Annotated in this window: 10 protein-coding genes and 1 pseudogene; 7 read left to right on the top strand and 4 right to left on the bottom strand. The window is 72.1% G+C overall.

What is annotated here, in order from left to right; genetic code table 11:
* Window positions 1–95: 95 nt before the first annotated feature.
* From DTL70_RS14160 to DTL70_RS14130, 7 genes are all read left to right on the top strand, one after another.
* Window positions 96–2,579, top strand: a complete 2,484-nt coding sequence (locus DTL70_RS14160) for a glycosyl hydrolase family 95 catalytic domain-containing protein (RefSeq protein ID WP_245979363.1) — start codon at window positions 96–98, stop codon at window positions 2,577–2,579.
* Between the two features lie 298 nt (window positions 2,580–2,877).
* Complete coding sequence (locus DTL70_RS14155) at window positions 2,878–4,245, top strand: L-fuconate dehydratase (RefSeq protein ID WP_114022279.1); 1,368 nt, start codon at window positions 2,878–2,880, stop codon at window positions 4,243–4,245.
* On the top strand, window positions 4,242–5,003 hold the full coding sequence (locus tag DTL70_RS14150; protein ID WP_114022278.1) for an SDR family NAD(P)-dependent oxidoreductase: 762 nt from the start codon (window positions 4,242–4,244) through the stop codon (window positions 5,001–5,003). Before DTL70_RS14155 ends, DTL70_RS14150 begins: the two co-directional genes overlap by 4 nt.
* Window positions 5,000–6,001: an aldo/keto reductase gene (locus tag DTL70_RS14145; protein ID WP_114022277.1), complete on the top strand. Its 1,002-nt coding sequence runs from the start codon at window positions 5,000–5,002 to the stop codon at window positions 5,999–6,001. The genes DTL70_RS14150 and DTL70_RS14145 overlap by 4 nt, the downstream gene beginning before the upstream one ends.
* A complete protein-coding gene (locus DTL70_RS14140) occupies window positions 5,998–6,342 on the top strand; it encodes an L-rhamnose mutarotase (RefSeq protein WP_114022276.1) in 345 nt (114 codons plus the stop codon). Before DTL70_RS14145 ends, DTL70_RS14140 begins: the two co-directional genes overlap by 4 nt.
* 13 nt (window positions 6,343–6,355) lie before the next feature.
* Window positions 6,356–7,789 (top strand): sugar porter family MFS transporter, encoded by a 1,434-nt coding sequence (locus DTL70_RS14135; protein WP_114022275.1) that lies wholly within the window; start codon window positions 6,356–6,358, stop codon window positions 7,787–7,789.
* Between the two features lie 76 nt (window positions 7,790–7,865).
* Window positions 7,866–8,729, top strand: coding sequence for an amidohydrolase family protein (locus tag DTL70_RS14130; protein ID WP_114022274.1), 864 nt, complete (start codon window positions 7,866–7,868; stop codon window positions 8,727–8,729).
* Window positions 8,730–8,742: 13 nt separating this feature from the next.
* Here the strand turns inward: DTL70_RS14130 and DTL70_RS14125 are convergent, their stop codons facing one another.
* The 4 genes and pseudogenes from DTL70_RS14125 to DTL70_RS14110 form a co-directional block, all read right to left on the bottom strand.
* Window positions 8,743–9,543 carry a HEAT repeat domain-containing protein gene (locus DTL70_RS14125; RefSeq protein WP_181860929.1) on the bottom strand — a complete coding sequence of 267 codons (801 nt, stop codon included), beginning with the start codon at window positions 9,541–9,543 and terminating at the stop codon, window positions 8,743–8,745.
* A gap of 49 nt (window positions 9,544–9,592) precedes the next feature.
* Window positions 9,593–10,051 carry a hypothetical protein gene (locus DTL70_RS14120; RefSeq protein WP_114022273.1) on the bottom strand — a complete coding sequence of 153 codons (459 nt, stop codon included), beginning with the start codon at window positions 10,049–10,051 and terminating at the stop codon, window positions 9,593–9,595.
* Window positions 10,052–10,164: 113 nt separating this feature from the next.
* Window positions 10,165–10,890: an aspartate/glutamate racemase family protein gene (locus DTL70_RS14115; protein WP_114022272.1), complete on the bottom strand. Its 726-nt coding sequence runs from the start codon at window positions 10,888–10,890 to the stop codon at window positions 10,165–10,167.
* A 46-nt stretch (window positions 10,891–10,936) separates the two neighbouring features.
* Window positions 10,937–12,418: pseudogene (locus DTL70_RS14110) on the bottom strand (NCS1 family nucleobase:cation symporter-1).
* Between the last annotated feature and the right edge of the window lie 141 nt (window positions 12,419–12,559).

Here is a 12,559-nt window from a genome sequence, read left to right as displayed (position 1 = left end):
ACCGCGCTGCCCTTTCCTAAGCTCTGTCGGCAGTCATCCGATGTATCGGACCTCTCCGGTGCGTCAGCACCGACCGACGGAAGGCGAACGCGCCCGTGATCCCCCCGCACACCTCCGCAGGCCACTCGTCCGGTCACTCCGACTCCTCCGATCCTTCACGGCCCTCCGTTCCCTCGCCTTCCTCCGATCCCTCGCCGGGAACCGGCACCTCCCGGCGCGCGCTGCTGCGCACGGCCGCCGCGCTGGGCGCGGCCTTCACGCTCTCCTCCCTGCCACAGTTCTCCCGTCCCGCGTACGCCGCCGACCGGCCCCCGTCGCCCGCCCTGGTTCCCGGCGAGGAGGCCGTGGCCCTCTGGTACGGGACGCCAGGCGACGAATCCTCGATCATGGAACAGGGGCTGCCGGTCGGCAACGGACGCCTGGGCGCCCTGACGACCCAGAACGCCTCGCACGACGCGCTGTACCTCGCCGACGTGACCCTGTGGAGCGGAGGCGCCAACGACACGCTCGGCCCGGACGGCCAGTTCCCCTACGAGCCCGACACCTTCGGCAGCTTCGGACAGCTGGCGCGGCTGTACCTCGACATCCCCGGGCACACCGCGTCAGCGGTCTCGGACTACCGGCGGACGCTCGATCTGAGCAACGGCCTCGCCGTCACCACCTACACGGTGGGCACCGCGTCGTACCGGCGCGAGGTATACGCCAGCCACCCGGACGACGTGCTCGTCATACGGCTGACCCAGACCGGCGGCAGCTGCACGGGCGAGCTGTCCCTCGCCGGTACGCGAGACGAGGAGACGTCCGCGGACGCGGGCGCGGCCGAGACCTGGTTCACGGCCGCACTGGCCAACGGGCTCGGATACGCGGCGCTGCTCAAGGCGGTCGGCGCGGGCGGAACGGTCTCCGCCTCCGGGAACCGGGTCACCTTCGAGGACTGCTCCGAGGTGAACCTGGTCGTCTCAGCGGGCACCAACTACGCGCCGGACGCCTCGGCCGGCTTCAAGGACGCGTCCCTCGACCCGTTGCGGGTGGCGCGCGCGAAGGCCGCCTCGGCGGCCGCCACGCCCGGCCGGCGGCTGCTGGCCACACACGTCGCCGATCACCAGCGCCTCCAGCAGGCGATGAGCGTCGACCTGGGCCCCTCCACCGACGAGCAGCGCGGCATGGACACGGCCGCCCGGCTCGCGGCAGCCGCCGGGACGGACGCCGCGCCCGACCCCGAACTGGAGGCCGCTTACCTGCAATTCGGCCGCTACCTGATGATCTGCGGCTCCCGCGACAGCCTGCCCGTCAACCTCCAGGGCCCGTGGATCGACCGCAACGATCCGGCATGGATGTCCGACTACCACTCCGACATCAACGTCCAGATGAACTACTGGCTGCCCGACCGCGCGGGCCTGAGCGCGTGCTTCGACGCCTTCACCGACTACTGCCTCGCCCAGCAGCCCGTGTGGGAGAAGACGACGCAAAAGCACTTCCAAGACCCGCGCAACACCTTCCGCAACACCTCGGAGAAGCTCGCGGGCTGGACCCTGGCCTTCTCCACCAACATCTTCGGCGGCAACGGCTGGAGGTGGCACCCGGCCGGCAACGCCTGGCTGTGCAACTCCCTGTACGAGCACTACCAGTACACCGGGGACACCAAGCACCTCGAGAAGATCTACCCGCTGCTCAAGGGGGCGTGCGAGTTCTGGGAGGCGCGGCTCGTCGAGGTGACGGTCGCCGACCCCGGCACGGGGCGCGAGCGCCGGGTCCTCGTTGACGACCACGACTGGTCACCCGAGCACGGCCCCCAGAACGCACGCGGCATCACCTACGCGCAGGAGCTGCTGTGGCAGCTGTTCGGCAACTACGGCGCCGCGGCGGACGAGCTCGGCAGGGACGCCGCGTTCGCCCGCACCGTCGCCGGGTTGCGCTCCCGGCTCCACCTGCCGGGCGTCAGCTCCACCACCGGATGGCTGAAGGAGTGGATGTCCGAGGAGAACCTGGGGGAGAAGGAGCACCGCCATCTCTCCCCGCTGGTCGGCCTCTTCCCCGGGGACAGGATCACCGTCGAGGACTCACCCGCCGAGCTGCTCGACGGGGTCAGGAAGCTGCTCACCGCGCGCGGGATGGAGAGCTACGGCTGGGCGTGCGCCTGGCGTGCCATGTGCTGGGCCCGGCTGGGGGACGCGGAGAAGGCGTACCGGTTGGTGCGGACGGTCATGAGGCCTTCGGTGGACCACGGCAACGGCTCCGGCATCAACATGTTCGACATGTACCGGCTCTCCGGCTCCGCCTCGGTGTTCCAGATCGACGCCAACTTCGGCACGCCGGTGGCGATGATCGAGATGCTCGCCCAGTCGCGCCCAGGGCATGTCGAACTGCTGCCTGCGCTGCCGGACGCGTGGGCGGAGGCGGGACGCGTCACCGGCATCGGGCTGCGCGGCGGGCTGCGGCTCGATCTGGCATGGGCGCGGGGCGCTTTCACCGAGGCGACTCTCCACGGTGCGGCGGGAGCCCGGGTGACGGTGGTGGCGGAGGGCCGGCGAAGGGAGGTGACCCTTCCGGACGGCGGGGTCGTCACCCTGCGGCCCTGAACGCGGTGCGGGAGGACTCGAGGCGCCGGGTGCGCGCCGCTCCGCGGAGCGGACCCAACGCACTCAGCGGCGCTCAGCGCACACGCAGGGGAATCAGCGCACGAGCCCCGCAAGCGGCGCAGGCCCCGCGCACCTCGGTACCGAGTGGCGCGAAAAGAGATCCGATCTTTCCTTGCGCGGCTCGGTCGCCCGGGAATACTGTCGACTCGGTCGTTCAGTCATCCGATCTCTGAGGCGTTGGATGCTCCCTCGACGCAACGGTGGCGCCGCCGCGGGGCAGGCTGCGAAAGGAACCCAGTTGTCCGCAGACGTTGCACGGATCATCGCGATGGACACCTACGACGTCCGCTTCCCGACCTCCAGGCAGCTGGACGGTTCCGATGCGATGAACCCGGACCCCGACTACTCCGCCGCGTACGTCGTCCTGCGCACCGACGCCGGTGAGGGGCTCGACGGGCACGGGTTCACCTTCACCATCGGACGGGGCAACGACGTGCAGGTCGCGGCCATCGAGGCGCTGCGCGGGCACGTGGTCGGACGGCCGGTCGCCGAGGTGTGCGCGGACCCGGGATCGCTGAGCAGAGCCCTGACCGGGGACAGCCAACTGCGCTGGCTCGGCCCCGAGAAGGGGGTCATGCACATGGCCGTCGGCGCGGTCGTCAACGCCGCGTGGGACCTGGCGGCCAGGCAGGCGCGCAAGCCGCTGTGGAAGCTGCTGGCCGACGCCGAACCCGCGTGGTTGGTCTCCCAGATCGACTTCCGCTACCTGACCGACGCGCTGACCGAGCAGGAGGCGCTCGACCTGCTGCGCCACGCCCGTACGGGCCGCGAGGCCAGGGAGGAGGAGCTGCACCGCGGCGGCTACCCGGCGTACACCACCTCGCCGGGCTGGCTCGGATATCCGGACGAGAAGCTCGCCCGGCTCGCCGAGGAGGCCATGACGGCGGGCTTCCGGCAGATCAAGCTGAAGGTGGGCGCCGACCTCGAGGACGACATCCGGCGCTGCCGCACCGCCCGCGAGGTGGTCGGCCCCGGTTTCCGCATGGCCATCGACGCCAACCAGCGCTGGGACGTGCCCGAGGCCATCGCCTGGATCAGCCGGCTGGCCGAGTTCGGCCCGTACTGGATCGAGGAGCCGACCAGCCCCGACGACGTGCTCGGGCACGCCGCGATCCGGCGCGCGGTGGCACCGGTCAAGGTCGCCACGGGCGAGCACGTGCACAACCGGGTGGTCTTCAAGCAGCTGCTCCAGGCGGACGCGATCGACGTGCTGCAACTCGACGCGGCCCGGGTCGGCGGCGTCAACGAGAACCTGGCGATCCTGCTGCTGGCCGCGAAGTTCGGTGTGCCGGTGTGCCCGCACGCGGGCGGTGTCGGCCTGTGCGAACTGGTGCAGCACCTGTCGATGTTCGACTTCGTGGCGGTGTCGGGCACGACCGAGGACCGGGTCATCGAGTACGTCGACCACCTGCACGAGCATTTCCGCGACCCGGTGGTGATCCGGGACGGGCACTACGCCGCGCCGCTCACGCCGGGCTTCTCCGCAGCCATGAGCCCGGAGTCGATCGCCGCCTACACCTATCCACACGGCCGCTTCTGGGCCGCCGATCTCGCCCGGCGCGGCGACGGCCAGGGCGCCACCGACCCCGCGGAGGTCCAGGCATGACCACGCAGGAACTCACCGGACTGCGCGCCGTCGTCACCGGCGGAGCCTCGGGAATCGGCCGGGCCACCGCCCGGCGGCTGGCCGACGGCGGCGCCGAGGTCGCCGTGCTCGACCTGGAGCCCTCTAAGGTGGAGGCACCGCTGCACGGCATCAGGGCGGACGTCGCGGACGACGCCTCCGTCCGCTCGGCCGTCCAGCGCGCTGCCGACCTGCTCGGGGGCATCGACATCCTGGTCAACAACGCGGGCATCGGGGCCGCGGGCACGGTCGCGGACAACACCGAGACCGAGTGGCAGCGGGTGCTCGACGTCAACGTCGTCGGCATCGCGCGCACCACCCGCGCCGCCCTGCCCCACCTGCGGCGCTCGCCGCGTGCCGCGATCGTCAACACCTGCTCCATCGCGGCCACCGCGGGGCTGCCGCAGCGCGCCCTGTACTCGGCCAGCAAGGGCGCGGTGCACGCGCTGACGCTGGCCATGGCGGCCGACCACGTCCGCGAGGGCATCCGCGTCAACTGCGTCAACCCCGGGACGGTCGACACGCCCTGGGTGGGTCGGCTGCTGGCGGCGGCCGACGACCCCGAGGCCGAGCGGCGGGCGCTCGAGGCCCGCCAGCCGCACGGCCGCCTCGTCGCTGCCGAGGAGGTCGCCGCCGCCATCGTCCACCTGGCCTCGCCCGGCGCCGGATCGGTGACCGGTACGGCACTCGCGGTCGACGGCGGCATGTCGGGGCTGCGCCTGCGGCCGGCCGGCACATGAGCGGCGTACTGCCGCATGCCGTGCTCGGTGGGAGCACGGCTCGGGTGACCCGGCTCGCCTTCGGCGCCGCCTGCCTCGGCAACCTGTACGAGGCGGTGAGCGAGGAGCAGGCGCTGGCCACGGTGGACACCGCGTGGGAGGAGGGGGTGCGCACCTTCGACGTGGCGCCGCACTACGGGCTCGGTCTGGCCGAACGGCGGCTGGGCGCCGCGCTGCGCGGGCGGCCGCGGGACGACTTCACCGTCTCCACAAAGGTCGGACGACTCCTCGAACCGGTCAGTGGCGCGCGGGGCGACGACATGGCCCACGGATTCGCCGTCTCGGCCGACCAGCGCAGAGTGTGGGACTTCACCGCGGACGGAGTCCGCCGCAGCCTGGAGGCCAGCCTCGAACGGCTCGGACTCGACCGGGTGGACATCGTCTACCTCCACGACCCGGACGACCACGAGCGTGCAGTCCTCGACCAGGCCTACCCCGCGCTGGAACGCCTCAGAGGCGAGGGTGTCGTCAAGGCGATCGGCGTCGGCATGAACACCACCGCGATGCCCGCCAGGTTCGTGCGCGACACCGACATCGACGCCGTCCTGCTCGCCGGCCGCTACACCCTGCTCGACCGCAGCGGCCTCGCGGACCTGCTGCCCGCCGCCCACGCGCGGGGCACCTCGGTGGTGGCCGGGGGCGTCTTCAACTCCGGAGTGCTCGCCGACCCGCGGCCCGAGGCGACCTACGACTACCGGCCCGCTCCCCGGCACCTGCTGGAGCGGGCGCAGGGCCTGGGGCGGATCTGCGCGGAGTACGGGGTGCCCCTGCGCGCCGCCGCAGCGCGCTTCCCGCTGGGCCACCCCGCCGTCGCCGCGGTGCTGCTGGGCCTGCGGACCCCGGCCGAAGTCCGGGACGCGGCCGCCCAGTTCCGAAGGCCGTTCCCCGACGGCCTGTGGGAGGCGCTCGCTTCCTCCGGACTGCTCGGCCACACCGGACACCGAAAGGTGACGTCATGAGGGTTGCTCTGCACACGCGCGTGCGCGAGGAGCGCATCGCCGAGTACGAGGCGGCGCACCGGGAGGTGCCCGCCGGACTGTCCGCCGCCATCCGGGCGGCCGGGTGCACCTCCTGGACGATCTGGCGCGGCGGCACGGACCTGTTCCACCTCATCGAGTGCGAGGACTACGCGCGGCTGCTCGCCGAGCTGGAGCGCCTTCCGGTCAACGTCGGCTGGCAGGCGCGGATGGCCGAACTCCTCGACGTGGTGCACGACTACTCCGCCCGCGGAGCGGACGCCGGGCTGCCGGTGGTGTGGCAGCTGCCCGACCCCCGAGAAGAAGCGGACCGGCGGCCGTGAGGTCACCGCGTCCGTGGCCTGTCGGGGCAGTGAGAACCGATCCGACCCGGAAGGACGACAACCCGTGACACAGATACGGACGGGCGCGGCCGCCCGAGCGCAGGACGGGGGAGCGGTACCCGGAAGAGTGCACTGGGTCGCCGTGCTCGGCGGTCTCTCGGGCGTCCTGTACGGCTACGACTCGGGCGCCATATCCGGAGCGCTCGAACCGCTGACCGACGACTTCGGCCTCAGCTCCACAGGACAGGGCCTGGTCACCAGCCTGCTGCTGCTCGGCGCGCTGCCGGCCATCGTCGCCGGTTCGCTCGCCGCACGGCGCTGGGACCGCCGGCACCTGCTGGTCCTGGCGGGCATCATCTTCGTTGTCGGCTCGATCGGCTGCGGCCTGGCCCCGAACGCCGCCACGCTCATGGTCTCCCGGTTCGTCCTGGGCTTCGCGGTCGGCCTGGCCAACATGTTCGGCCTCATCTACCTGAGCGAGCTCGCGCCCAAGCATCTGCGCGGCCGCATCACCGCGCTCTACCAGCTGTCCGTCAACGTCGGCATCCTCGTCGCGTTCACCGTCGGCGACGTGCTCTCCTCCTCCGGTGCCTGGGAGTGGATGCTGGGACTGGGTGCCCTGCCGGCCGCCGTGTTCCTGGCCGGCATGGTCATCAGCCCGGCGGGCCCCCGCTGGCTGATGATGCACGGCCGGGTGAAGGAGGCCGAGTCGGTGCTGCGCACGCTGCGCTCCACCGACGGGGCGGCCCGCGCCGAGGTCGAGGAGATCCGCACCAGCCTCGTGGAGCAACACGCGGGGCTGTGCGAGCTGTTCACCGGGCACTACCGCAGACCCCTGCGCATCACCCTGATCCTGACGTTCTTCCAGGTCTTCACCGGCATCAACGCCGTCGTCTACTACGCCCCGATCATCTTCGAGCACCTCACCCCCGAAGGGTCCGGCAGCGCCGGCACCCTCGCCAACTACTGCGTGGGCGCGGCCCTGGTGCTCTCGACGGCGGCCTCGCTGCCCTTCATCGAACGCCTCGGCAGGGTGAAGCTCCTGACCCTCTCGCTGGCCGTACAGGTGCCACCGATGATCGTCCTCGCCCTCTTCCCCGACGTCACCGCTGTCGCCGTCACCTGCGTGTTCGTCTACACCTTCGCCTTCGGCTTCGGCCTGGGCCCGGTGTTTTGGCTCTACTGCCCCGAGGTGCTTCCGCTCCGCGCCCGCGCCCTCGGCATGGGCGTGATCACCTTCACCCAGTACCTGCTCAACTTCCTCTTCTCCCTGGTCTTTCCCGACGTCCTGCACGCCATCGGCAGCACGGTCTTCGCGCTCTTCGCCTTCCTGTCCGCCGTCGCCGCCTGGTACGTGGCCCGCCGCGTGCCCGAGACCTGTGGCAAGTCGCTCGAAGAGATCGAGCACCTCTGGCTCACCGAGCCGCCCCCGGCCGCCCGCGCCTGAGGCCAGGCCACGAACCTGACACCCTCGGTACCCCGGGGGAGGCCCGAGCCCTGTGACGAGGAGAGAGGCGCCCAGCATGCACGTCGTCGACGCGCACCACCATGTGTGGGACCTGAGCGTGCGCGACCAGCCCTGGATCAGCGGCCCCGCCATGGCACCGCTGCGCCGTTCGTTTTCCGCCGCCGAGTTCGCGGGCGAGGCCCGTGCCGCCTCGGTGACGGCGAGCGTCCTGGTGCAGACCGTCACCGAGGCGCGGGAGACCCCCGAACTCCTCGCCCTGGCGGCCGGCAGCGACCTGATCGCGGCCGTGGTCGGCTGGACGGACCTGACCGCTGCGGGCGTGGCGGAGGAGCTGTCCAGGCTGCGTGCGCTGCCCGGCGGCCGGTTCCTGCGCGGCATCCGCCATCAGGTGCAGGGCGAGCCCGACCCCGAGTGGCTGGTGCGCCCCGACGTTCTGCGCGGACTGCGTGCCGTGGCGGCGCGGGGACTCAGCTACGACCTCGTCGTCCTGCCGCACCAACTGCCGGCGGCGGAGCGGGCGGCGGCCGCCGTTCCCGAACTGACCTTCGTGCTCGACCATCTGGGCAAGCCGCCACTGGCCACGGGGGAGACCCGGGCCTGGGAGGCCGGGCTGCGGCGCCTGGCCGCGCTGCCCAACACCGTCGCCAAGCTCTCGGGGCTGGTCACCGAAGCCGACTGGGACACCTGGACGGTCGAGGAGCTGCGCGGCTGCGTGGACGCGGCCCTCGACGCCTTCGGCCCACAGCGCGTGATGTTCGGTTCCGACTGGCCCGTGTGCACACTGGCCGCCCGCTACGCGGACGTCATGGCGACGACCCGCACGCTCACCGCCGCGCTGGCCCCGAGCGAACAGGTCCAGGTGTGGTCGGGGACGGCGGCGCGCACCTACGGCCTGAGCACCCCTCCCGCGACGGGGTGACGCGCGGCTGCGGTCAGCCGTCCCTGACGTCCTCCACCGCCTCCCTGACGTCCGGGTGCGGGTCCTCGGCCAGACCGTCGAGCAGCGCGGCGACCCCCGGGGTCGACCAGCGGGCCAGCGCCCACACCAGGTCCTCCCTCACCCCGGGGTCGGGGTGGCGGGCGAGAGGGCGCAACTGGTCGAGGGGGCCCCGACGGCGCATGCCGAACCAGTGCAGTGCCTCGCGCAGCACGGCCGGGTCGCCGGGGTCGCCGGCCGCCGCGACCCTCTCGAGCAGCACCCGGACGGGTGGCGGGGGGCCGTCCAGCGGGTGCGGGAGACGCTCGCGCAGCCGCCGTGCTCCGTACCCGCCGCGCTCCCGGCACCCCGCGCAGGTGCACGGCCGCCTCCCGTGCGCGTCCGGCAGGTGGCGCCAGCCCGCCACGCGGGGCGCGCCGCGGACCCGGTGCACCTCGCGCGCCGTGACCGCCCTGGGGACGAACACCTCCCACCCGCGCGGGTCGGGCAGCGCCGCGATCCGGCGTACGGCCTCAGCGGCGCGCAGGGTCTCCTGGGCGTTCCGCGCCCGGTCCGTGTACCGGCCGACCAGCACCGGCTCGGTGTCCGCAAGGCGCAGATGGACGGCCACGAGCCCGCCCCGGCTGCCGAACCGGGCCAGCTCGCGCACCCACTGGTGGGTGAGCGTGTACGAGGGCAGCACCGGAAAGCAGTGGACCCCGCGCGCCCCGCCCTGGCCGTGACCGGCCGCGCGGATGCCGGACCGCCGGATGCGCGGCGCGTTCGCCGCGGACGTCACGTGCACGAACATCGCCATGGCCCGGCATGGTAGGGGACGCGACGCCTCCGCGGCCTGTGTGGTTCCCTCAGGCGGCCCGGTGCCGTGCGCGGCGGAGGCGGACCTCCTCGCCGCCGTGCAGCACGGCGGTCAGCGCGGTGTGGTCGCGGATCTCCAGGTGGATGCCCGCGTTTCCCAACGCCGTGGTGACGCGCTCGGGCAGGGTGCGGCGTTCCTCGGCCTCCAGTTCCGCGGGGTCGCGGGTCGCGGCGAGCAGCACGGCGCGCGGTCCGCCTCCCGCTCCGGTCGACCGCACGCCCACGCAGCGGTCGAGTCCGGCGCGGCGGAGGGCGGCCCGCGCGTCGTCGCGCAGTGCGACGCAGGAGAGGTATTCCACGATGACGGGCGGGCTGTAGGCGCCGGCGGCCGTGCGCGCGATCTCCTGGGCGGCGACGCCGTTGTGGTGGTCGGTGCACATGGCCCAGAACAGATCCGCACGCACCCGCAGATACTCCTCGACCGCGTCGCGGGTGTGCAGGTGGATCATGGCCTCGTCCTCCGGTTCGACTCTCCGAGCGGGCGTCCCCTGGCGGGGACTCGCCTGCTGATGACGTGTGGGGGTGCGGGCGCGGGCGCGGCGGCCCGCGCTCCGGACCGGCGTCAGCGCGCCACCGGTGGCCAGTTGAGGACCGCCTTGGGCCGCGGCGGTGCGTACGTCCGCACCTTGGACGTCGACAGGCCGAGGCCGACGAGGGACTCGGCGATCTTCACGGCCGCGGTCACCCCGTCCACGACGGGCACCCCGGTTCGTTCGACGACGCGGTCGGCCAGTCCCGACATGCCGCCGCAGCCCAGGCAGACCACCTCCGCGCGGTCGTCCTCCACCGCACGGGCGGCCTGCTCGGCGATGGCGTCGACGGCGGCTTTCTCGTCCTGCTCCAGCGCGAGTACGGGCAGACCGCTGGCGCGCACGGAGGCGCACCGTGCGCTGAGCCCGGCCGCGTGGAGGCGCTCCTCGATCAGGGGCACCGTACGGTCCAGGCTGGTGACGACGGAGTAGGTGCGGCCCAGGAACTGGGCGGTGCTCGCGGCGGCCTCGGTGATGTCGACGACGGGGACGTCGAGCAGTTCCTGGAGCCCTTCGCGTCCGTGCTCCCCGTATCCGGCCTGGATCACCGCGTCGAACGGCTCCCGGTAGGCGCGGACGGTCTCCATCACGGCGAGCGCGGCGAGGTAGCTCTCGTAGTTGCCCTCGACCGACTCGGCGCCGAACGAGGGGGTGAGCGGCACGATCTCGGTCCCGGGCGACGCGGCACTTCCCGCCTGCCGTCCGATCGCGTCGGTGAGGGACCGCGTGGTGTTGACGTTCACGATGAGGATGCGCATGCTCCGGCCCTCTGCTGCTGGTTGGTGTCTTCGACTGGTGGTGCGGTCATTCGGCGGCGACGGCGATGGCCTCGCCGTCCACGTCGCGGAGCGCGACGCCGCGGTCCGCGATGAGCGCGTACCCGGCGGCGGCGAGGAGGGCGCCGATGAACCAGGAGAAGCCGGCCACGGCGTGGAAGGCGGGGACGAGCGCCAGCACGACAGCCGCCGCGGCGCTGGGCGCGAAGGCGGCGACGGCGCGCGGGTTGTAGCCGCGGCGGTAGTGGTACTCGCCCTGGGCGTCCTCGGTGTAGAGGTCGGGCACGTTCACGCGGGCCTTCCGCAGCAGCCAGTAGTCCGCCATGATCACGCCGAAGAGCGGTCCGAGCAGGGCGCCGAGCCCGCCGAGGAAGTAGTTGACGACGACGGGGCTGTTGTAGAGGTTCCAGGGCAGGATCACCAGCCCCAGGACGCCGCTGACCAGCCCGGCCTTGCGGAAGTTCAGCCGCCGGGGGAAGAGGTTGACCAGCGCGTAGATGGGCGCGACGAAGTTGGCCAGCAGGTTCACCGCGACGGTCAGGGCGATCAGGGCGAGCGAGGCGACGGCCAGCAGGAACATGTTCGGGATGGTCCGCACGATGTCCGTGGGGCTGGTGATGACATGTCCGTCGAGCTTGAACTGGGCCCCGCTGAGCACCGCGACGATCATGGCGAAGAAGAGCATGTTCACGGGTATGCCGATCACGTTGCCGCGGACGATGGAGCTGCGGCTCCTGGCGGACCGGGTGAAGTCGCAGAAGTTGAGCACGAAGGTGCCGTAGACCACCACCCACAGCGCGGCACCCTGCAGGATCTGCAGCCACATCGCTCCGCCGGTGAGCGGCGCGTCGATGGACAGGGAGACGGAGCCGTCCGCGCGGAAGAACATCCAGGCCGCGAGCGCGCACATGGTGATCAACGTCGTGGGCGCGGCGAAGGCCATGTACCGGCGGATCATCTGCATGCCGTAGCTGACGATGAGGATCTGCAGGGCCCACAGGGCCAGGAACGTGATCCAGCCGAGCGTCGACTGGCCCAGGACCGCGTTGTCGTCCAGGTGGCCCATGCCGGGGAACATCGCCACCAGCAGGGCGCTGAGTACGGATGAGGCCAGGTAGGTCTGGATGCCGAACTAGGCGATGGCGACGGCTCCGCGCACGCCGGCGGGTATCTTCGCGCCCTTGACGCCGAACGCGATGCGGCTCATCACGGGGAAGGGGACGCCCGTCTTGTGGCCCATGAAGCCGGAGAGCGTCAGCAGGAGGAAGAGCAGGACGGAGGCGAGCGCGAAGGCTGCCAGGATGCCCCACACGTTGAGTCCGAGTGCGAAGAGCCCGATGGCGAACGCGTAGTTCCCGAGGCTGTGCACATCGTTGGCCCAGAGGGTGAAGACGTTGTAGGCGCCCCAGCGGCGCCCTTCTTTCTTCGTCGGGGCGAGGTCGTAGGTGTAGAGGCCAGAACTGGCGGCGTTGCTGGTCTCCACGGACGACCGCTCATCCACGGCAGTCATACGGAGCTCCGGGGGAGGGAGGGGGGTGCCCCTATCTGTTTGGTCAAGGGGCTGGGGCGGGTTGGGGCTGGTAGAAGGTGCCGTCGCGGAGCATGGCGTAGAGCACGTCGGCTCTGCGGCGGGCGAGGCAGAGGAGGGCTT

The organism is Streptomyces diacarni (assembly GCF_003323715.1).
Classification (GTDB): domain Bacteria; phylum Actinomycetota; class Actinomycetes; order Streptomycetales; family Streptomycetaceae; genus Streptomyces; species Streptomyces diacarni.
The sequence above is the reverse complement of the archived record's forward strand: the minus strand, read 5'-3'. Positions and strand labels throughout refer to the sequence as shown.

Excerpts from the sequence above, each read along its gene's own strand:
- DTL70_RS14150 (WP_114022278.1), top strand. The coding sequence starts at position 4,242 with ATGACCACGCAGGAACTCACCGGACTGCGCGCCGTCGTCACCGGCGGA.
- DTL70_RS14145 (WP_114022277.1), top strand. The coding sequence starts at position 5,000 with ATGAGCGGCGTACTGCCGCATGCCGTGCTCGGTGGGAGCACGGCTCGG.
- DTL70_RS14140 (WP_114022276.1), top strand. The coding sequence starts at position 5,998 with ATGAGGGTTGCTCTGCACACGCGCGTGCGCGAGGAGCGCATCGCCGAG.
- DTL70_RS14130 (WP_114022274.1), top strand. The coding sequence starts at position 7,866 with ATGCACGTCGTCGACGCGCACCACCATGTGTGGGACCTGAGCGTGCGC.
- DTL70_RS14125 (WP_181860929.1), bottom strand. The coding sequence starts at position 9,543 with ATGGCGATGTTCGTGCACGTGACGTCCGCGGCGAACGCGCCGCGCATC.
- DTL70_RS14120 (WP_114022273.1), bottom strand. The coding sequence starts at position 10,051 with ATGATCCACCTGCACACCCGCGACGCGGTCGAGGAGTATCTGCGGGTG.
- DTL70_RS14115 (WP_114022272.1), bottom strand. The coding sequence starts at position 10,890 with ATGCGCATCCTCATCGTGAACGTCAACACCACGCGGTCCCTCACCGAC.